At 58.9% G+C, this 21,311-nt stretch carries 18 protein-coding genes; 9 read left to right on the forward strand and 9 right to left on the reverse strand.

All coding sequences use genetic code 11. The features are described from left to right. Window positions 1-75: 75 nt before the first annotated feature. The 4 genes from pstA to PSJE_RS19205 form a co-directional block, all read right to left on the reverse strand. Window positions 76-1,746, reverse strand: a complete 1,671-nt coding sequence (pstA, locus tag PSJE_RS19190; protein WP_090452181.1) for a phosphate ABC transporter permease PstA — start codon at window positions 1,744-1,746, stop codon at window positions 76-78. 15 nt (window positions 1,747-1,761) lie between these two features. Then, window positions 1,762-3,795: an ABC transporter permease subunit gene (locus PSJE_RS19195; protein WP_191622239.1), complete on the reverse strand. Its 2,034-nt coding sequence runs from the start codon at window positions 3,793-3,795 to the stop codon at window positions 1,762-1,764. A gap of 422 nt (window positions 3,796-4,217) precedes the next feature. After that, on the reverse strand, window positions 4,218-5,219 hold the full coding sequence (locus tag PSJE_RS19200) for a phosphate ABC transporter substrate-binding protein PstS (RefSeq protein WP_057712721.1): 1,002 nt from the start codon (window positions 5,217-5,219) through the stop codon (window positions 4,218-4,220). Between the two features lie 202 nt (window positions 5,220-5,421). Beyond that, window positions 5,422-6,720, reverse strand: coding sequence for an MFS transporter (locus PSJE_RS19205; protein WP_057712720.1), 1,299 nt, complete (start codon window positions 6,718-6,720; stop codon window positions 5,422-5,424). A gap of 362 nt (window positions 6,721-7,082) precedes the next feature. Between PSJE_RS19205 and PSJE_RS19210 the strand changes: the two genes are divergently transcribed. Together PSJE_RS19210 and PSJE_RS19215 are read left to right on the forward strand one after the other, a co-directional pair. Then, entirely contained in the window at window positions 7,083-7,487 is a 405-nt protein-coding gene (locus PSJE_RS19210) for an acyl-CoA thioesterase (RefSeq protein WP_007942704.1), read from the forward strand. A 69-nt stretch (window positions 7,488-7,556) separates the two neighbouring features. Then, entirely contained in the window at window positions 7,557-8,456 is a 900-nt protein-coding gene (locus PSJE_RS19215) for a D-hexose-6-phosphate mutarotase (protein WP_090452184.1), read from the forward strand. A gap of 138 nt (window positions 8,457-8,594) precedes the next feature. On the opposite strand, the gene PSJE_RS19220 is transcribed toward PSJE_RS19215, so the two are convergent. The 4 genes from PSJE_RS19220 to purE form a co-directional block, all read right to left on the reverse strand. Beyond that, window positions 8,595-9,131 (reverse strand): DUF3299 domain-containing protein, encoded by a 537-nt coding sequence (locus PSJE_RS19220; protein WP_090452186.1) that lies wholly within the window; start codon window positions 9,129-9,131, stop codon window positions 8,595-8,597. A gap of 87 nt (window positions 9,132-9,218) precedes the next feature. Further along, on the reverse strand, window positions 9,219-9,464 hold the full coding sequence (locus PSJE_RS19225; protein WP_007928514.1) for a GlsB/YeaQ/YmgE family stress response membrane protein: 246 nt from the start codon (window positions 9,462-9,464) through the stop codon (window positions 9,219-9,221). 106 nt (window positions 9,465-9,570) lie between these two features. Next, a complete protein-coding gene (locus tag PSJE_RS19230) occupies window positions 9,571-10,653 on the reverse strand; it encodes a 5-(carboxyamino)imidazole ribonucleotide synthase (protein WP_090452187.1) in 1,083 nt (360 codons plus the stop codon). 11 nt (window positions 10,654-10,664) lie between these two features. Further along, window positions 10,665-11,156 carry a 5-(carboxyamino)imidazole ribonucleotide mutase gene (purE, locus tag PSJE_RS19235; RefSeq protein WP_046038893.1) on the reverse strand — a complete coding sequence of 164 codons (492 nt, stop codon included), beginning with the start codon at window positions 11,154-11,156 and terminating at the stop codon, window positions 10,665-10,667. Between the two features lie 412 nt (window positions 11,157-11,568). Here purE and PSJE_RS19240 point away from each other — a divergent pair, with 412 nt between their 5' ends. Continuing rightward, window positions 11,569-12,165 (forward strand): zinc metalloprotease, encoded by a 597-nt coding sequence (locus PSJE_RS19240; protein WP_090452189.1) that lies wholly within the window; start codon window positions 11,569-11,571, stop codon window positions 12,163-12,165. Window positions 12,166-12,576: 411 nt separating this feature from the next. Further along, window positions 12,577-13,140 carry a zinc metalloprotease gene (locus PSJE_RS19245; protein WP_090452191.1) on the forward strand — a complete coding sequence of 188 codons (564 nt, stop codon included), beginning with the start codon at window positions 12,577-12,579 and terminating at the stop codon, window positions 13,138-13,140. 63 nt (window positions 13,141-13,203) lie between these two features. Here PSJE_RS19245 and PSJE_RS19250 read toward each other — a convergent pair whose 3' ends face one another. Beyond that, window positions 13,204-14,115 carry a LysR substrate-binding domain-containing protein gene (locus PSJE_RS19250; protein WP_090452193.1) on the reverse strand — a complete coding sequence of 304 codons (912 nt, stop codon included), beginning with the start codon at window positions 14,113-14,115 and terminating at the stop codon, window positions 13,204-13,206. A 180-nt stretch (window positions 14,116-14,295) separates the two neighbouring features. On the opposite strand from PSJE_RS19250, the gene PSJE_RS19255 reads away from it, so the two are divergent. From PSJE_RS19255 to PSJE_RS19275, 5 genes are all read left to right on the forward strand, one after another. Then, window positions 14,296-15,720, forward strand: a complete 1,425-nt coding sequence (locus PSJE_RS19255; RefSeq protein ID WP_046038891.1) for an aspartate ammonia-lyase — start codon at window positions 14,296-14,298, stop codon at window positions 15,718-15,720. A 501-nt stretch (window positions 15,721-16,221) separates the two neighbouring features. After that, window positions 16,222-17,673 (forward strand): alanine/glycine:cation symporter family protein, encoded by a 1,452-nt coding sequence (locus PSJE_RS19260; protein ID WP_090452195.1) that lies wholly within the window; start codon window positions 16,222-16,224, stop codon window positions 17,671-17,673. Window positions 17,674-17,840: 167 nt separating this feature from the next. After that, window positions 17,841-18,845, forward strand: a complete 1,005-nt coding sequence (locus tag PSJE_RS19265) for an asparaginase (RefSeq protein WP_057712712.1) — start codon at window positions 17,841-17,843, stop codon at window positions 18,843-18,845. Between the two features lie 174 nt (window positions 18,846-19,019). After that, entirely contained in the window at window positions 19,020-20,012 is a 993-nt protein-coding gene (locus PSJE_RS19270) for an AraC family transcriptional regulator (RefSeq protein WP_090452197.1), read from the forward strand. Between the two features lie 268 nt (window positions 20,013-20,280). Next, entirely contained in the window at window positions 20,281-21,309 is a 1,029-nt protein-coding gene (locus tag PSJE_RS19275; RefSeq protein WP_090452199.1) for a histone deacetylase family protein, read from the forward strand. Window positions 21,310-21,311: the final 2 nt, after the last annotated feature.

Here is a 21,311-nt window from a genome sequence, read left to right on the forward strand (position 1 = left end):
GCGATGGTCGTTCAGACACAGAAAATGTGTCGGATGTACCTTCTTCGCGAGCAGGCTCGCTCCTACAGGGTGTTATCAGCTATCCAGCGCCTTGTACTTCTCGCGCAGGTGGTTACGGATGTACACCGCCGACAGGTTCAATGTCGCAATCACCAGCACCAACAGCAACGCCGTGGCGTACACCAGCGGTCGCGCGGCTTCGACGTTCGGGCTCTGGAAGCCGACGTCATAGATGTGGAAGCCCAGGTGCATGATCTTCTGGTCCAGATGCAGGTACGGGTAGTTACCGTCCACCGGCAGCGACGGCGCCAGTTTCACTACACCCACCAGCATCAGCGGCGCCACTTCACCCGCGGCGCGAGCCACGGCGAGGATCATGCCGGTCATCATCGCCGGGCTGGCCATCGGCAGCACGATCTTCCACAAGGTTTCAGCCTTGGTCGCGCCGAGGGCCAACGAGCCTTCACGCACGGTGCGAGGAATCCGCGCCAGGCCTTCTTCGGTGGCCACGATCACCACAGGCACCGCCAGCAGCGCCAGGGTCAGCGAGGCCCAGAGCAGACCCGGCGTACCGAAGGTCGGTGCCGGCAGTGCTTCCGGGAAGAACAGACGGTCGAGCGAGCCGCCCAGCACATAGACGAAGAAGCCCAGGCCGAACACGCCGTAAACGATCGCCGGAACACCCGCCAGGTTGTTCACCGCGATGCGGATGATTCGGGTCAGCGCGTTCTGCTTGGCGTATTCACGCAAGTAAACCGCTGCCAACACGCCGAACGGAGTCACGATCATCGCCATGATCAGGGTCATCATCACGGTGCCGAAAATCGCCGGGAAAATCCCGCCTTCTGTGTTTGCTTCACGCGGGTCGTCGGACAGGAACTCCCAGATCTTGCTGAAATAAAAACCGATCTTGGTGAAGGTGCTCATGGCGTTCGGCTGGTAGGCGTGAACCACTTTGCCCAGACCGATTTCGATTTCTTTGCCATTGGCGTCGCGGGCTGTCAAAGCGTCGCGGTTGAACTGTGCATGCAAGTCAGTCAGACGTGCTTCGATATCCTGATAGCGGGCGTTCAGCTCAGCGCGCTCGGATTCCATGTCCGCTTGTGCGGTTGCGTCGAGTTTACCTTCCAGCTCCAGCTTGCGGCCGTGCAGACGGATGCGCTCCAGACCTGCGTTGATCGCACCAATATCACTCTTTTCCAGTGACTTCAGTTGCGCAGCAAGCTTGTTGACGCGGTCGACACGGGCCTGCAACTCAGGCCATGCAGCTTCGCCTTCAGCGACGACTTTGCCATCCTGTTTGACGTTGACCAGGTAACCGTAGAAGTTACCCCACTCACGACGCTCGATGGCCATCAACTCCGGCGGCGTCGTTTGCTGGGTCAGCCACTCGCCGACGATCCAGGTGAAGTCGTTGCCGTTCAGATCACGGTTGCCGACCTTGATCAGCTCGCGGGTCATGAACTCCGGGCCTTCGTCAGGCACCGGCAGGCCGGCGCTCTTCAGTCGGGCACGTGGCACTTCTTCTTTCTGCACCACTTCGCCAATGACCAGGTGTTGGCCCTGGCCCGGCACGTCATAGCTGGCGTGGATCAGATCCGCCGGCCAGAAGTGACCCAGGCCACGCACGGCAATCACTGCCAGCAGGCCAATGGTCATGATGACCGCGATGGACACCGCGCCACCGCTGATCCAGACGCCGGGGGCGCCGCTCTTGAACCATCCTTTCAGGGAGTTCTGTTTCACAGACTTCTACCTTTCTTAAAGCGACGAGTATTTCTTGCGCAGACGCTGACGAATCAGTTCTGCGAGGGTGTTCATGACGAAGGTGAACAACAGCAGCACCAGCGCCGAGAGGAACAGCACGCGGTAGTGGCTGCCGCCGACTTCCGATTCGGGCATTTCCACTGCAACGTTGGCCGCCAGGGTGCGCAGGCCTTCGAACAGGTTCATTTCCATGACCGGGGTGTTACCGGTGGCCATCAACACGATCATGGTTTCACCGACCGCACGACCCATGCCGATCATCAGCGCCGAGAAGATGCCCGGGCTCGCGGTGAGGATCACCACGCGAGTCATGGTCTGCCACGGTGTGGCACCGAGGGCCAGGGAGCCCAGGGTCAGACCGCGAGGCACGCTGAACACGGCGTCTTCGGCGATGGAGTAGATGTTCGGGATGACCGCGAAGCCCATGGCCAGGCCCACTACCAGGGCGTTGCGCTGGTCGTAGGTGATGCCCAGGTCGTGGGAGATCCACATGCGCATGTCGCCACCGAAGAACCAGTTCTCCATGAACGGGCTCATGTACAGCGACAGCCAGCCCACGAACAGGATCACCGGAATCAGCAGCGCACTTTCCCAGCCATCCGGGACTTTCAGGCGGATCGACTCAGGCAGGCGGCTGAAGGTGAAACCGGCGACCAGGATGCCGATCGGCAGCAACATCAGCAGGCTGAAGATGCCCGGCAAATGCCCTTCCACATAGGGCGCGAGGAACAGGCCAGCGAAGAAACCGAGGATCACCGTCGGCATCGCTTCCATCAGCTCGATCACCGGCTTGACCTTGCGGCGCATGCCGGGAGCCATGAAGTACGCGGTGTAGATCGCAGCGGCAACGGCCAGTGGAGCGGCCAGCAGCATGGCGTAGAACGCGGCTTTCAGGGTACCGAAGGTCAGCGGTGACAGGCTCAGCTTGGGTTCGAAGTCGGTGTTGGCGGCGGTCGATTGCCAGACGTATTTAGGCTCGTCGTAGTTCTCGTACCAGACCTTGCTCCACAGCGCGCTCCACGAGACTTCCGGGTGCGGGTTGTCGAGCAGCAGCGGGTGCAACTTGCCGCCAGCTTCCACGATCACACGGTTGGCGCGCGGCGACAGACCGAAAATGCCCTGGCCTTCAGCGACCGGTTCCACCAGCAAAGTGCGGTGGGCAGTGCTGTGGAACACGCCGAGCTTGCCGGAAGCGTCGAGGGCGACGAAGCCCTTGCGGCGCTCTTCGGCTGTGATTTCAACGATAGGCGTGGTGCCCATCTGGAAGGTGCGGATCTGCTTCAGGCGTTGCTCGCCATCGGGGTCGCGCGCCATGAACCACTGGGCCAGGCCGCCTTTGGAGTCACCGATGATCAGCGAGATGCCGCCCACCAGTTGGGTGCTGGCGGTGACTTGAGCCTCACCGTCTTCAAGCAGTTTGTAGCGACCGTTGAGGCTCTTGTCGCGCAGGCTGAACACGTCGGCCTGGGCACGCCCGTTGACCACGTAAAGCCACTGCTGACGCGGGTCGACGAAAATATTCTTCACCGGCTCGGTCATTTGCGGCAGTTCGATGCGTTTCTGCTCGTTGGTGACTTCGCCGGTCATCATGTTCTCTTCGCTGGTCAGCGACAGAACATTGAGTTGCGAACCGGTGGAGCCGACCAGCATCAGGGTCGAATCATTGGCGTTGAGGCTGACGTGTTCCAGCGCACCGCCGGCTTCGTTGACCGCGATTGGCGTTTCGCCGTACGGGTACTCGACGGCCGGGGTGATGGTTTTCTTGCCTTCCGGGTAGCTGACTTTATAGGTGTGACGGAACACCAGGGCCTGACCGTTGGACAGACCTACGGCCACCAGCGGGTGACCTGGCTGGTCTTCACCGATGGAGGTCACGGTGGTGCCGGCCGGGATCGACAGATCGACGCGCTTCAATTCAGCGCCACTGTCGATATCGAAGAACAACGCCTGGCCCTTGTCGGAAACGCGCATGGCCACCTGATTCTGCTCTTCGAGCGAGATCATCAGTGGCTTGCCAGCGTCCTGCATCCAGGCCGGGGTAATGGACTCTTTCGCGGTCAGGTCGGCACCCTGGAACAGCGGCGCAACAACATAGGCGAGGAAGAAGAAGATCAGGGTGATGGCTGCCAGCACCGCCAGGCCGCCGATGAGGACGTACCAACGGGTGAAGCGATCTTTGAGCGCGCGAATGCGGCGCTTGCGTTGCAGCTCAGGCGTATTGAAGTCAATTCGCTTGGGGGGATTAGTAGTCATGTTGGAATTGGCCAGATCATTCATGCGCTCACCCTAGCGATCCTGTATGACAGAAAGATGACAATGCAGTGACGCACCAAATCCACCGCCAGCGGGACTGGCAGAGGATCGAAAATTTGAGGTGTGTAAAAGGCCGGCCTGCAAGCAGATCCGGCCTTTTACTTGAGTCCGGAAGGATTCACCCCGGACTCAATTTGTTACTTTTTTACGACTGCAGTGCCGCCTTCCGCCAGACCCAGGTCAGCCAGTGCCTTTGCAGCAACCTTGGCTGGCAGTGGGATGTAGCCGTCTTTCACCACAACTTCCTGGCCCTGTTTGGACAGAACCAGCTTCACGAACTCAGCTTCCAGCGGAGCCAAAGGCTTGTTCGGGGCTTTGTTGACGTACACGTACAGGAAGCGCGACAGCGGGTACTTGCCGTTCAGGGCGTTTTCTTCAGTGTCTTCAACAAACTCGGTGCTGCCTTTCTTGGCCAGGGCCACCGTCTTCACGCTGGCAGTCTTGTAACCGATACCCGAGTAACCGATGCCGTTCAGCGAGGAGCTGATCGACTGCACAACCGAAGCCGAGCCTGGCTGTTCGTTGACGTTTGGCTTGAAGTCACCTTTGCACAGGGCTTCTTCCTTGAAGTAGCCATAAGTGCCGGATACCGAGTTACGACCGAACAGCTGAACCGGCTTGTTGGCCAGGTCGCCGGTCACACCCAGGTCACCCCAGGTTTTGACGTCAGCTTTGCCGCCGCACAGACGGGTGGACGAGAAGACCGCATCGACCTGTTCCATGGTCATATGCTTGATCGGGTTGTCCTTGTGCACGAATACGGCCAAGGCATCCACGGCAACCGGAATAGCGGTTGGCTTGTAACCGTATTTGGTTTCGAAGGCCTGCAGCTCGTTGTCCTTCATTTTGCGGCTCATCGGACCCAGGTTAGCGGTGCCTTCGGTCAGCGCAGGTGGCGCGGTAGAAGAACCGGCGGCCTGAATCTGGATGTTTACGTTCGGGTATTCTTTTTTGTAGTTCTCAGCCCAGAGGGTCATGAGGTTGGCCAGGGTATCGGAGCCGACGCTGGACAGGTTGCCCGACACACCAGTGGTCTTGGTGTAGCTCGGGATAGCAGGGTCAACAGCGGCAACCGCGTTGGCAGTCGCAACGCCAGCAGCGACAAAAGTCATTGCCGCCATCAAACGCTTCAGTTTCATGCCTTACTCCTAGCAGATAGGGTGTGTTAAGTCGGGGCCAAGTATCAGCAGGCCGTGTGAACACTCTATGGCTGAAATATGACAATTGGATGAAAGGCCAGCATTCCGCTCGGAAGGCTGGCCTTTCAGTTGTAACTGTAAATGTTGGAATTGGCTGGATTTAGCCGAGAGCGCAGCGCCCGCCGTTGCCACTACTAACGGATCAACGGCCTTTCTTCCATAGCCAGGCGCCGACCAGGATCCCCACCCCGCACAGCACCGCCACATAATAGGCAGGCCCCATCGCACTTTCCTTGAGCAACAGGCTGACGATCATCGGCGTCAGACCACCGAAAATCGCGTAGGCGACGTTGTAGGAGAACGACAGGCCGCTGAAACGCACCACCGGCGGGAACGCCTTGACCATCACATACGGCACCGCGCCGATGGTGCCGACCAGCAGACCGGTCAGGGCATACATCGGGAATAGCCAGTCGGGATGATCGGCCAGGCTGTGGTAGAAGGTCCAGGAACTGGCCAGCAATGCGGTACAGCCGATCACGAAGACTCGTCCCGCACCGAAGCGATCGGCCAGTGCGCCGGCAATGATGCAACCAAAACTCAGGAACACGATCGCCACGCTGTTCGCCTGCAGGGACGTGGTTGGCGAGAAGTGATAGACCGTCTGCAACACAGTCGGTGTCATCAGGATCAACACCACGATGGCGGCCGACAGCAGCCAGGTCAGCAGCATCGAAATGGCGATGGCGCCACGATGGTCACGCAACACCGCACGCAGCGGCACTTCTTCGGCCAGGGCCTTGCGCTGTTGCAGCTCGGCGAACACCGGGGTTTCGTGCAGCCAGCGACGCAGGTACACCGAGAACAGACCGAACACGCCACCCAGCAGGAACGGAATTCGCCAGGCGTAATCCGCTACTTCCACCGGGGTGTAGATACTGTTGATCGCCGTGGCGACCAGCGAACCGAGCAGGATGCCCGCCGTCAGGCCGCTGGTCAGGGTCCCGCAGGCATAGCCGATATGCCGTTGCGGCACGTGTTCGGAAACGAAGACCCATGCACCCGGCACTTCACCGCCAATGGCCGCGCCCTGGATCACCCGCATCAACAGCAGCAGGATAGGCGCCCACATGCCGATCTGCGCATAAGTCGGCAGCAAACCCATGATCAAGGTCGGCACCGCCATCATGAAAATGCTCAGAGTGAACATTTTCTTGCGGCCCAGCAGGTCACCGAAGTGCGCCATCACGATGCCGCCCAGCGGCCGCGCCAGGTAGCCGGCGGCGAAGATGCCGAAGGTCTGCATCAGGCGTAGCCACTCAGGCATGTCCGCCGGGAAGAACAACTTGCCCACCACCGTAGCGAAGAACACGAAGATGATGAAATCGTAGAACTCCAGCGCGCCACCCAGGGCCGACAGCGATAGAGTCTTGTAGTCGTTGCGCGTCAGCGGACGTGCGGGTTGGTCTGGCTGCGCGATGCTCGAGGGCGCTGTGGTCATGGCAAGGGCTTCTCTTATAGTCGGATCTGCTACCTCAACAACGCTGGCTGAGGTTTGGGCAGGTCCGGCACGATAGCAAATTGTTCGAAAAAGCACATAGAGGTGCGTTTTTGACAGTCAAAATGAGAACCGGACGGTCGTCGCGGAGTCTACCGACCGATATACTCAAAGCCTGCTCCGGTTTTTGAGGGGTTGCTGTGCGAAAGCGCCTGTCAGGTTCATAGGCGATTTCGCAGAGTTTCCCTTTAGGCGCCTGATGGAAAACGTGACGAACGTAGTATGTTCGGTGCTGAATCGTTTTTCCCGAAGACGGCTACCACCAGCAATACCAACGAAGAGTCACGGGTCAGAGGCCCCCCGGCATGATAGAACTCGAACAAGAAGATCCGATCCCGCAAGGCGACCTGGCCTTGCAAATCACCGCGCTCCCACGCGAAACCAACGGCTTTGGCGATATTTTCGGCGGCTGGCTGGTGGCGCAGATGGATTTGGCAGGCACCGCGATGGCCAGCAAGGTCGCCGGCGGACGCGTTGCCACCGTTGCAATCGACCGCATGGCGTTTCTGGTTCCGGTGGCGGTGGGCGCTCAGCTCTCCTTTTATACCCAGGCCCTGGAAATCGGCCGCAGCTCGATCAAGATGATGGTCGAGGTCTGGAGCGACGACCCACTGTCCAGCGAGTGGCGTAAAGTAACCGAAGCGGTGTTTGTGTTCGTTGCCATCGACGGCAGCGGTCGCACCCGTTCGGTTCCACCCCGGGCTCGCTGAAAGAACTTCTAAACCTGGTAGCCGTTTTGCGGTCGATAGTCGTCCACGTTACTGATCGAGAGCTGTCCCATGAGCACGCCCAATGTTGAAGCCGTAAAACTGGATGAACTGAACTGCTGGCGAATTCGCCACGGTCAGGCTGAATTACTGGTGGCCCAGCAAGGCGCGCACATCCTCAGCTATCAACTGGCCGGCCAGCCGCCGCTGATCTGGCTCAATGACGAGGCCGTATTCAAGACCGGCAAGAGCATACGTGCCGGCGTGCCGGTGTGCTGGCCGTGGTTCGGCGTCTTCGACCGTAACCCGCAAAGCGTGCAGGCGATGCGCGTCAGCAATGAAGCGCCGTCGGCTCACGGCTTCGTGCGAGCGATGGATTGGGAGCTGGGCGGCATCGAAGCCGAAGGCGAAAGCCTGAAAGTCGAATTCCTCCTGCCCTACCCCGACGGCGGCTTTCCTGGCTGGCCGCACCAGGTGGACTTGACGCTGAGCATTCGCCTCGACGAGCAGTTGCACATCCACCTGACCAGCCATAACCGGGGCGCTGAAACCGTCAGCATCAGCCAGGCGCTGCACAGCTATTTTGCCGTCAGCGATGTGCGCGAGGTGCATGTCGAAGGTGTGGGCGGTCTCAAGTACATCGAAACCCTGGATAACTGGAAAACCGTAACCCAGACCGGTGATTTGCGTTTTACCGGCGAAACCGACCGCATCTATCTCGATGCCCCGCCACTGCTGAGCATCGTCGATCCGGCCTGGGAGCGACGCATCGAACTGACCAGCATGGGCTCGCGCACCGCGGTGATCTGGAACCCATGGATCGACCGCGCCGCCGCGTTCAGCGACATGGCCGACGACGGTTGGCAGCGCATGCTGTGCATCGAGACAGCGAACGTGATGGACGATGTGGTGAACCTGAAACCAGGGGCCAGCCATACCCTGGGTGTGAGCGTCGGTAGCAAGCCGCTCTAAGCAACACCACAAAACCAATGTGGGAGCGAGCTTGCTCGCGATGGCGGTGTAACAGGCAACATGAATGTTGAATGTTATGGCCTCATCGCGAGCACGCTCGCTCCCACAGTTTTTTGTGCCATGCCATCTGACGGCGCGTTACAAATCCGACTCTTTCACCACCCGTACCGTCGCCGCATCCAGCGCATACGCCGCATCCGCCAAGTCATTGCTGACCTTCTCGACCTTCAGCGTGCCGGTGACCCACAGCGGCGTGTAGATATCGTTCAGTTTCAGGCCCTTTGGATAGCGCACCAGCACCAGTTGGTTGGGCGGCGGCGGCGGCACGTGGATGCACGCGCCCGGGTACGGCACCAGGAAGAACAACGTACTGCGGCCCTTGGCATCGGACTCCAGCGGCACGGGGTAACCGCCAATGCGGATGTTCTTGTCGTTCATCGACGCAACGGTCTTGGTCGAGTACATCACCGCCGGCAAGCCTTTGGCCTGCTTCATCCCACCCTTGTCGGTGAAAGTGCCATTGGCTTCAGGGGAGTTGTGGTCGATTTCAGGCATGGCCTCGAGGGCCTTCTGGTCCGACTTGGGCATCAATTCGAGCCAGTCGGTTTCCGGCAGTTCACCGGCATGGGCAAGGCCCGTTCCCAACAAAAGTAGAGTCAGCAGAAGACGGCGCATGAAGGTGCTCGGTATAGGAAGGATCAGGAAACGCCGAGCATTCTAGCCCTCCCGGCTTGTGCGGCCGAGAGGACTTTGTCGCCTGGATCAGTTCTTTTTGACTAGGCCGTAGATCACCAGCAACACAACGGCGCCCACCAGCGCACCGATGAAGCCTGCGCCTTGGCCGGCCTGATAGATGCCCAGGGCTTGACCGCCGTAAGTGGCCGCCAGCGAACCGCCGATGCCGAGCAGGATCGTCATGATCCAGCCCATGCTGTCATCGCCCGGTTTCAGGAACCGTGCCAGCAGACCGACGATCAAGCCGATAAAGATGGTTCCGATAATTCCCATGGCATTCCCCTCTCAATGAAGTCGCTATTGGAAAGCCTAGTCAGACTTTCGTGACCTGCCATGAGAGAACGGTGCAACCTGAAGGTTCCACCGTTGCACATAAATACTATTCGGCTATCAGTGCTTCAACCTTGAGAATCTGGGCCGTCAGCGTCTCGCGGTCTGCACAACGAAGGTTGGCGTGACCGACCTTGCGACCGACCTTGAACGCCTTGCCATAGTGATGCAGATGGCAATCGGCGATGGTCAGGACCTTCTCGGTCTCAGGCACTTTGCCGATGAAGTTGAGCATCGCGCTTTCGCCGACCTTGGCCGTCGAACCCAACGGCAGCCCGGCAACGGCCCGCAGGTGGTTTTCGAACTGGCTGCACTCGGCGCCTTCGGTGGTCCAGTGCCCGGAGTTGTGCACTCGCGGGGCGATTTCGTTGGCCTTGAGGCCGCCGTCGACTTCAAAGAACTCGAACGCCATCACGCCCACGTAATCCAGTTGCTTGAGCACACGGCTGGAGTAGTCTTCGGCCAAGGCTTGCAGCGGGTGATCGGTGCTGGCCACGGACAGCTTGAGGATGCCGCTGTCGTGGGTGTTGTGTACCAGCGGATAGAAGCGGGTTTCACCGTCGCGGGCACGCACGGCGATCAGCGAGACTTCACCGGTGAACGGCACGAAGCCTTCCAGCAGACAGGCCACGCTGCCCAGCTCGGCAAAGGTGCCAACCACATCTTCTGGCGTGCGCAGGACTTTCTGACCCTTGCCGTCGTAACCCAAAGTACGGGTCTTCAGCACTGCCGGCAGGCCGATGGAAGCCACGGCGGCGTCCAGGTCAGCCTGGGACTGAATGTCGGCGAACGCCGGGGTAGGAATCCCCAGGTCCTTGAACATGCTCTTCTCGAACCAACGATCGCGGGCGATGCGCAGCGCTTCGGCGCTCGGATAGACCGGGACGAATTGCGACAGGAAGGCCACGGTCTCGGCCGGAACGCTTTCGAACTCGAAGGTCACCAGATCGACTTCATCGGCCAGCTGGCGCAGGTGATCCTGATCGCCGTAATCGGCTCGCAGGTGTTCGCCCAACGCGGCTGCGCAAGCATCCGGAGCCGGGTCCAGGAAAGCGAAGTTCATGCCCAGCGGAGTGCCCGCCAGCGCCAACATGCGACCCAACTGGCCGCCACCGATTACACCGATCTTCATCGTCAACAACCTCAGGCGATGCGTGGGTCTGGATTGTCCAGGACACTGTCTGTCTGCTCAGCACGGAAGGTTTTCAGCACCGCGTGGAACTGCGGGTGCTTGGCGCCAAGGATACTCGCCGACAGCAGCGCCGCGTTGATCGCGCCCGCCTTGCCGATGGCCAGGGTGGCGACCGGAATGCCCGCCGGCATCTGCACAATGGATAGCAGCGAATCAACGCCCGACAGCATTGCCGATTGTACTGGTACGCCCAGCACCGGCAGGTGGGTCTTGGCCGCACACATGCCAGGCAAATGGGCCGCGCCACCGGCACCGGCGATGATCACCTCGATGCCACGCGCCTCGGCTTCTTCAGCGTACTGGAACAGCAGGTCCGGGGTGCGGTGGGCAGAAACCACTTTCACCTCGTAGGGGATGCCGAGCTTTTCCAGCATATCGGCGGTGTGGCTAAGGGTGGACCAATCGGACTTGGAGCCCATGATCACGCCAACCAGTGCACTCATCGTCGTGCCTCTTCTCTCTGGGCGCCCGCAGGCGCATCAAAAAACAACAAGCCACGCAGGATGCGTGGCTTGATTGTACGAATTATGGCCGGTCGTAACCGGCCGAAGGCCGCGCAGTATACCGCAATACGACAGATAAACAGCCCCTGTCGCGACCATCTGTCATTCACCTTGCCGGAGTTATTAACTGACTCAAAAGTCAGCCGAGACAGCTATTTCAGATGACGACTTGATTACTCACAATAAGATCCAAAACTTCCAGTGCCTAAAATTCTATAAATATTAATTCCATGCAATAGAACGCAACAATCCCCAACTCGCAAAAACAAAACACCGCCATTAGATTAAACTTATAGAAACCTCAAAACAAACCAAACCTGCAACAACCCCAAGACAACTAAAGGATTCACGGATGAACCCAATTAGCGCTCCCACTGAGAAAAAAGCAATTACTATTTTCGTGATCATTCATGATGACGTACCGGAATCAACACGAAAAAACCTTTATGCTGACCATTTCCAGCCATTCACAACCGAACTGCAAAGTTTTATCGAGCGAAAAGTCCACGTAGTTTTTGGCCGACTCGCGCCCTACAGCAACTTTGATTATAAGAACGAAAACGAGCAAATGACCTCGTCGCGCTGGGAAAACATGTGCTTCGGCTATTTAGAGGAAAGGCGTGCAGAAGGGTTCAAAACGGACCGACTGACCAAAGTGCTTTTAGTCACCAACGAAAGCTTGAACAGCAAGATAGCGGGCATCGCTCGTGTTTACCCACCGTTTTTTTCCGGAAATAGCGCAATTGCATCACTGATCAACTACATAAATGTCGCCCATGAAATTGGACACTTACTGGGTGCAAGGCATGAGGACTATGAAACTCAATTCAACGGCTGGTGGTGTGAAACTTATATGACACCAAAGCCCGGAGGTATTACATCAAACTGTTATATATTCAGTCCTGCCAACCGACAGAACATAAAAAATTATTTGGCGAGCGTAAACTGATAACTCCTGGATTATCCATCAAGAAAACCCCTGAAAGTTTTGCGCACTTCGTCGCCCGCAGGCGCGTCAAAAAACCTGCAAGCTACGTATTATGCATGTCTTGAGTACGAATGATGGATGGAAATAATCAGCTTCTAGCCAAAAGCTATAAATTCCGACAACAACTCTGCACCGATCCAAAGTCCTTTGAAAGACAACTGCTCAATACCATCCTGAATATAAACCTTGAAAAACAACCACACATACGTAAATCATGATTCCCCACAAGTGATGATGCCTTCAGCATCGTCGAACTGAGAACAAAATTATTCTGTATTATTTAATTCACACTGAACTCACACCTTATTAATCGACCACTTCACCAACTTCAATTCAGCCACTTATGTCTTGATAAACCCAATGGAACCCATTATGTCAAAACGACCGATCAAGCTTAACGTCTTCCTGCACGAAGATCTGAAAGGCATTAACGAAGACTTGCTCCACCAAGATTATTTCGACTGGCTGGCAGATACGGTCTCCCGAATCTCAGGCCGCACAATGGACGTTAATTTAATACAACCTTCAGACGCCTTAACATTAAGCAGCTTCAACTATAAGTCGGATAATATTGAGCGCTTGATGGATAAATTTCAGGATGCTCTTCTTACCCATCTGGGAAATCAAGATCGCACCACTTACGATGCCTCCATCGATTTGTATTTGCTATTAACGCGCGACGACATCAATAAAACTACGCTGGGTGTTGCTCAACAACCGGGCGTGATGGGTATTGCCTCGATTACATCGAAATTAACTGCATCCCATGAGGTTGGGCATATGCTTAACGCTGCTCATGAAGACAGCGATGAAAACGTTTCGACCTACTACGGAACCTACAAATCGATAATGTACAAAACTGCACGCAAGTCAGCTTTTACCTTCAGCAAGAAAAACGAAGAGAACATTCGCAATTACCTCAATCAGTACCCTTGATCTGATTGACGCCGTTTTCGACAGATCAAGGCCAACTCGATTGGCCTTGATCACGCTTCGCCCTCAGGAAGCAGAACCCGCCGCTCCGCCTTCCAGTTTGCGCCACAACAACCGCACATTGGCCTTGCGCACAAGGGCGCAGCGGTAGAGACGAATTTCCAGCGGCACATGCCATTGCGGCCCTCCGCAGACCACCAGTTCACCGCGCGCCAGTTCGGCACGCACGCTCAGTTGTGGCACCCAGGCAATGCCCAGGCCTTCAAGAGCCATGCTTTTCAGGCTGTCGGCCATCGCAGTTTCGTAGATGGTGGTGAAGCGCAGCGCCCGTTGGCGCAGCAACATGTTCACCGAACGACCGAGGAACGCACCGGCGCTGTAGGCCAACAGCGGCACGCTGCCCTCGCCTTCCAGATCGAACAGCGGCTTGCCCTCGGCGTCTGCCGCGCAGACCGGCAGCATCTCGGTGTGGCCAAGGTGTAGCGAGGGGAAGATTTCGGGGTCCATCTGCATCGCCGCATCCGGATCATAGAACGCCAGCATCAGATCGCAGCCGCCTTCGCGCAAGGCATGCACGGCGTCACCGACGTTGGTCGCCACCAGCCGCGTGGCGATGTTCAAACCTTCGTTGCGCAACTGCGCGATCCAGCGCGGAAAGAAACCGAGCGCCAGGGAGTGCGCGGCAGCGACCTGCATCACTTCGCCCTGCCCGCCCTCCAAGTGATGCAGATGGCGCAATACTTCGCCCAGCTGTTCGACCACGGTGCGCGCGGTGACCAGAAACAATTGCCCTGCCGCCGTCAGCTCCACCGGCGTGCGCGAACGGTTGACCAGGGTCAGCCCCAACGCGGCTTCAAGGCTGCGGATTCGCCGACTGAACGCCGGCTGCGTCACAAAACGCCGCTCGGCGGCCTGGGAGAAACTGCGGGTGGCGGCCAGGGCACTGAAGTCCTCCAGCCATTTGCTTTCCAGATTCATCACGTCCTCCCGGACACGCACCAATTTAGGTCACACGTTCGCCGTCAAGCCGGCGTCACACGGGCATTATGCCGAATGTGCATAGGCTAGTGCTTAACAGCATTGGCCCAAAATTCTACACAAGCCTAGCATTCACAGCGTTCCGGCACAGACCGGGTCCATATTGAGATGATTTCTATCATGTCCTCCGCTGCATCATTCCGCACAGAAAATGACCTGCTTGGCGCCCTCGAAGTACCGGCTCAAGCGTATTACGGCATCCAGACCCTGCGAGCGGTGAATAACTTCCGCCTTTCGGGCGTTCCGATTTCGCACTATCCGAAACTGGTTGTCGGTCTGGCCATGGTTAAACAGGCCGCTGCCGACGCCAACCGTGAGTTGGGTCACCTGAGCGAAGCCAAGCACGCCGCCATCAGCGAAGCTTGTGCACGTTTGATCCGCGGCGACTTCCACGAAGAGTTCGTGGTGGACATGATTCAAGGCGGTGCTGGCACTTCGACCAACATGAATGCCAACGAAGTCATCGCCAACATCGCACTGGAGGCCATGGGTCACCAGAAAGGCGAGTATCAGTACCTGCACCCGAACGACGACGTGAACATGGCGCAGTCGACCAACGACGCCTACCCGACGGCGATCCGTCTGGGTCTGTTGCTCGGTCACGACGCCCTGCTCGCCAGCCTCGACAGCCTGATTCAGGCGTTCGCGGCCAAGGGTGAAGAATTCAACCACGTCCTGAAGATGGGTCGTACCCAACTGCAAGACGCCGTTCCGATGACCCTGGGTCAGGAATTCCGTGCGTTCGCCACTACCTTGGGTGAAGACCTCGCACGCCTGAAGACTCTGGCACCGGAAGTGCTGACGGAAGTTAACCTGGGCGGCACCGCGATCGGCACCGGCATCAACGCCGACCCGCGTTACCAGCACCTGGCCGTTCAGCGTCTGGCAGTAATCAGCGGTCAACCGCTGGTACCGGCCGCCGACCTGATCGAAGCCACCTCCGACATGGGCGCCTTCGTGCTGTTCTCCGGCATGCTCAAGCGTACCGCGGTCAAGCTGTCGAAGATCTGCAACGACCTGCGCCTGCTGTCCAGCGGCCCACGCACCGGCATCAACGAGATCAACCTGCCGGCGCGTCAGCCAGGCAGCTCGATCATGCCAGGCAAGGTCAACCCGGTTATTCCGGAAGCGGTCAACCAGGTAGCGTTCCAGATCATCGGTAACGACCTGGCCCTGACCATCGCGGCCGAAGGCGGCCAACTGCAACTGAACGTGATGGAGCCGCTGATCGCCTTCAAGATCTTCGACTCGATCCGCCTGCTGCAACGCGCCATGGACATGCTGCGCGAGCACTGCATCGTCGGCATCACCGCCAACGAAGCACGCTGCCGTGAACTGGTCGAGCACTCGATCGGCCTGGTCACCGCACTGAACCCGTACATCGGCTACAAAAATGCCACCCGCATCGCCGGCCTCGCCCTTGAAAGCGGCCGTGGCGTGCTGGAACTGGTGCGCGAAGAAGGTCTGCTCGACGAAGCCATGCTCGCCGACATCCTGCGCCCGGAAAACATGATTGCTCCGCGTCTGGTGCCTCTGAAGGCATAACCCGACGCGTTACTTGTAGCACCGCTCACCAGGTCGAGGGACTAGACACCTCTCACCTTTTGAGGGCTTGGGGATTTAGTCCCCAGGCCCTTTTTTTTAACTGTTTGAAAGGACACACGTCTACTGTGGGAGCGAGCCTGCTCGCGATGAACGATGACACGGTGCAGCTGTAAAACCGTGGCGCCTGCATCGCGAGCAGGCTCGCTCCCACAAGAGCCTGACAGCAAAAATGTCAGGTGTTTCAAAGGCTTCGTTTCACCGCATGCACCACAACCGTGCAGACGGACGGCACTGTCATCGGTATAGTGCCGCCCCTCTTCGCATGAGCGGTCGTCGGTAGCGAGGCCACAACCCATGCGAAACCCGAACTAATAACAAACCCGCGATATGAAACCGGGACGAACTTCGTACCGCCCATTGTGCCGTGCGCCAAGGGGTGTAACTCGATGTGTCTGTCCGGCCAGCATTGTTGCCTACACAAAAAACAGCGAGGAATAATCCATGCTCGAAGTCATTAACGACTTCCTCTCAGGGAAAGTACTGATCGTGCTCATTGTCGGGCTCGGTAGCTACTTCACGATCCGCTCGCGTTTCGTTCAATTGCGTCACTTCTTCCATATGTTCGCGGTGTTCCGCGACAGCCTCAAAAGCAGCGCCGGGCAACTGAGCTCGTTCCAGGCCCTGATGCTCAGCCTCGCCGGCCGCGTCGGTGCGGGCAACATCGCCGGTGTCGGCATTGCCGTGACCCTCGGTGGCCCAGGTGCGGTGTTCTGGATGTGGGTGACCGCGCTGGTCGGCATGTCCAGCAGTTTCTTCGAATGCTCCCTCGGCCAGCTCTACAAGCGCTGCGATTCCGAAGGCCAGTTCCGCGGTGGCCCGTCCTATTACATCCAGCACGGTTTGCAAAAACGCTGGTTGGGCATGCTGATGGCGTTCCTGTTGCTGGTGACGTTCGGCTTCGCCTTCAACGGCCTGCAAGCCCACGCTGTGACGCACTCGCTGAACAACGCGTTCGGCCTCGACACCACTTACACCGGCATCGGCCTGGCCGTACTGCTGGGCCTGGTGTTCATCGGCGGGATCAAGCGCATCGCCAAGGTCGCCGACCTGTTGGTGCCGGTGAAAACCCTGGCGTACATCGGCGTGACCATCTACGTGATCGTGCTGCAGTTCGACCAGGTGCCGGACATGCTGATGACCATCGTCAAGAGCGCCTTCGGTCTGGACCAGGCTTTCGGTGGCCTGATCGGCAGCGCCATTATCATGGGCGTGAAGCGTGGCGTGTTCGCCAACGAAGCAGGTCTGGGCAGTGCACCTAACGTGGCGGCGGTTGCAGCGGTCGAACACCCGGTGGCGCAAGGCGTGGTCCAGGCGTTCAGCGTGTTCCTCGATACCTTCGTGATCTGCACCTGCACCGCGTTGCTGATTCTGCTCTCCGGTTTCTACACCCCAGGCTTCGAAGGCGACGGCATTGCCCTGACCCAGAACTCGCTGGCCGCCGTGGTCGGTGACTGGGGCCGGATGTTCATCTCCGTAGCCCTGGCGTTGTTCGTGTTCACCTCGATCCTCTACAACTACTACCTGGGTGAGAACAACCTGCGCTTTTTGATCGGTGAAAACCGCAAAGCGCTGATGGGCTATCGCGCGCTGGTACTGGTGCTGATTTTCTGGGGCGCCATCGAAAACCTCGGCACCGTGTTCGCTTTCGCCGACATCACCATGACCATGCTCGCGTTCGTCAACCTGATCGCGCTCTTCCTGCTGTTCAAGGTCGGCATGCGCATCCTGCGTGACTACGATGACCAACGCGCCGCCGGGATCAAGACTCCGGTGTTCGACTCCGCCAAGTTCCCGGATCTGGATCTGGATCGCCAGGCGTGGCCGGCCAACCCGCCTGCCGCTGTCGGCAAGACTGAAGTTGAGCCGCAAGGCGTACCCGCAGCGCAACGCTGACAGGTGAATGACGGGCGCATCGCGTGCGCCCGTCAGTTAAAGTTCGAAAAACTGTGGGAGCGAGCTTGCTCGCGATGGCGCACTGTCAGTCAATAGAGCGATGTCTGACATACCGCTATCGCGAGCAAGCTCGCTCCCACAGGAACTCTTCCTTTCGGAGAATCTTCATGAATTCGTCGACCTACCCCGCCGCCCAGCACGTCATGGTGCTCTACACCGGTGGCACCATCGGTATGCAGGCCAGCGCCAACGGCCTGGCCCCGGCGTCCGGCTTCGAAGCGCGGATGCGTGACTATCTGCACAGCCAGCCTGAGCTGGTGGTACCGCAATGGCGTTTCCGTGAAATGTCGCCGCTGATCGACAGTGCCAACATGACTCCGACGTACTGGCAGCAGTTGCGTGAAGCAGTGGTCGATGCGGTGGATGTTCAGGGCTGCGACAGCGTGCTGATCCTGCATGGCACCGACACCCTGGCCTACAGCGCGGCCGCGATGAGTTTCCAGTTGCTCGGCCTGCATGCCCGCGTGTGCTTCACCGGCTCGATGCTGCCGGCAGGTGTAACTGACAGCGACGCCTGGGAAAACCTCGGCGGCGCGCTGGTTGCGATGGGCCAAGGCCTGGCGCCGGGCGTGCATCTGTACTTCCATGGCGAACTGCTGGACCCGACCCGTTGCGCCAAGGTGCGCAGTTTTGGCCGTCATCCCTTCAAGCGACTGGTGCGTCAGGGCGGCGGTGTGAAAGCGGCCTCGATTCCGGCACAACTGAACTACAACCAGCCGAAGCAATTGGCGAAGGTCGCGGTATTGCCACTGTTTCCCGGCATTAGCGCCGAGGTGCTGGATGGTTTGCTCGACAGCGGCATTCAAGGTCTGGTGCTGGAGTGCTACGGCAGCGGCACCGGGCCGAGCGACAATCCAGAGTTCCTCGCCAGCCTCGGCCGTGCACGGGACAACGGCGTGGTGGTGGTTGCCGTTACCCAATGCCATGAAGGTGGCGTGAAGCTCGACGTGTATGAGGCAGGCAGCCGCCTGCGTGGCGTTGGCGTGCTGTCCGGTGGCGGCATGACCCGTGAGGCGGCGTTTGGCAAGTTGCATGGCTTGCTGGGAGCCGGACTCGAAGCGGCCGAGGTTCGCCGTCTCGTTGAACTCGACCTCTGCGGCGAATTGAGCTGACACACCACACCACGTGTAGGAGCGAGCTCGCTAGCGATGGTCGTTAACGATAACGCCGGGAGCCTGGCACCCCGCGGCGCTCTCAGGCTTTTCGCGAGCGGGCTCGCTCCTACAGTTTCCAGCGCTCGGCATATAACTTGCTGTGTTCCAGCTATCCCAAGGCTGGAAGTCCTTATGCTCCACTCCCACCTCACCACCCTCAATGCCGTCTCCCTGGTACTCGATGCCTTCAAGGCACAAGGCTTGTCCAGCGAAGCACTGCTGGCCGGAAGCGGCATCAGTGCGGCAGATCTGAACCGTGCCGACACGCGTATCACCACCAATCAGGAAATGCAGGTCTGTGCCAACGCCGTCGCGCTCAAGCGTGACATCGGCCTGGAACTGGGCCGGCGGATGCACGTCTCCTGCTACGGCATGCTCGGTTACGCCTTGCTCACCAGTGCCACCTTCGGTGACGCTTTGCGTCTGGCGATGCGTTATCCGGCGCTGCTGGGAACACTTTTCGAACTGAGCCTTGAAGACGATGGTGAGCGCATCTGGTTCGCCGCCGCCGATTACCGCGAGAGCCCGACCATGGCGGTGTTCAACGCCGAGTTCTGCCTGGTGTCGCTGAAAGTCACCTGCGACGACCTGCTCGGCCATCCTTTGCCCTTGCTCGGCGCACGCTTCGAACATGCCGCGCCCGACTACGAGACAAGCTACGCCGAACACTTCGATTGCCCTGTGCACTTCGGCGCGCGCAACAATGCCTTCGCCTTTGACAAGCGCTGGCTCGACCAGCCGTTGCCGCTGGCCGATGTGATCACCCATCAGGCCATGGCCGAACGTTGTCGCAAACAGAACATCGAGTTCACCGGGCGCCAGGCCTGGCTCGGGCGGATCCGCCAATTGCTCAGCGCGCAACTGAATGCCGCGCCCGGGCTGGAGGGGCTGGCCGAGCAAATGAACTGTTCGGCGCGGACCTTGCGCCGGCATCTCAAGGACATGGGTTGCAGCTACCAGGAGCTGCTCGACGAACTGCGCTTCGAGCAGGCCAAGCAAATGCTTTGCGAGGATCAATTGCCGATCTATCAGATTGCCGAAGCGTTGGGCTTCAGCGAGACCGCGAGTTTTCGCCATGCCTTTGTGCGCTGGAGTGGTGTGGCGCCGAGTCAGTTCCGGCCCTGAGGGCTGTAGTGAGCGATCTGCCGCCATCGCGAGCAAGCTCGCTCCCACAAGGGGTATGCGTCTTGCAAAAAATCGCGGACGCTGAGGCTCACCTGTGGGAGCGAGCTTGCTCGCGAAGGCGGCCGCGAGAGCTCCGCATTATCAAGGGGCGAATTTCGGTCAAATGTTTTGGCCATATCGATCCCCTTTTGGCCTTTCCTGCCGTTCTCCGATTCGCCGTACGCCGCAACACTGGGGGCAACCGAATCAGCCCTGCGGAGAACAACAAATGCTGACGATCTACTCTGACGATCACCACCTGCACCATGGCCGCTGCGAACTCATCGACGGCCAGCTCAAGCCGTGCTTCGAGATGCCATCGCGCGCCGATCATGTGCTGCAACGCGTGCAGAACCAGAACCTTGGCCCAGTCGAAGCGCCAAAGGATTTTGGTCTTGAACCCATCGCCCGCATTCACAGCCGCGACTACCTCGACTTCTTCAAAGGTGCCTGGGCACGCTGGACCGAGTTCAACACCGACGGTGACCTGCTGCCCTACACCTGGCCTGCACGCACCTTGCGTGCGATCAAACCGACCAGCCTGCACGGCCAACTCGGCTATTACAGCTTCGACGGCGGCGCCCCGATCACCGCCGGCACCTGGCAAGCGGCGTACAGCGCAGCACAAGTCGCGCTCACCGCCCAAGCTGAAATCCAGCGCGGCGCCCGTTCTGCTTTCGCCCTGTGCCGTCCACCGGGACACCACGCCGCCAGCGATTTGATGGGTGGTTATTGCTACCTCAACAACGCCGCCATCGCTGCCCAGGCGTTCCTCGATCAGGGCCACAAAAAAGTCGCGATCCTCGACGTCGATTACCACCACGGCAACGGCACCCAGTCGATTTTCTACGAGCGAAGCGATGTGCTGTTCACCTCGATCCACGGTCACCCGGAAGCCGAGTTTCCGTTCTTCCTCGGCTATGAAGACGAGCTGGGCGAAGGTGCCGGCGAAGGCTTCAACTTCAACTACCCCTTGGCCGCCGGCTCAGGCTGGGATACCTGGAGCGCAGCGCTGGAGCAAGCCTGCAAAGAGATCAAAAGCTACGGCGCCGACATCGTCGTGGTGTCCCTTGGCGTCGATACCTTCAAGGATGATCCGATCTCGCAATTCAAACTCGACAGCCCGGATTACCTGGCCATGGGCAAGCGCATCGCGGCGCTCGGCAAACCCACGCTGTTCGTCATGGAAGGCGGCTATGCCGTGGAAGAAATCGGCATCAATGCCGTGAACGTTCTCGAAGGTTTTGAAAGCGCTTGATG

The sequence above is a fragment of the Pseudomonas jessenii genome (assembly GCF_002236115.1).
Taxonomy (GTDB): domain Bacteria; phylum Pseudomonadota; class Gammaproteobacteria; order Pseudomonadales; family Pseudomonadaceae; genus Aquipseudomonas; species Aquipseudomonas jessenii.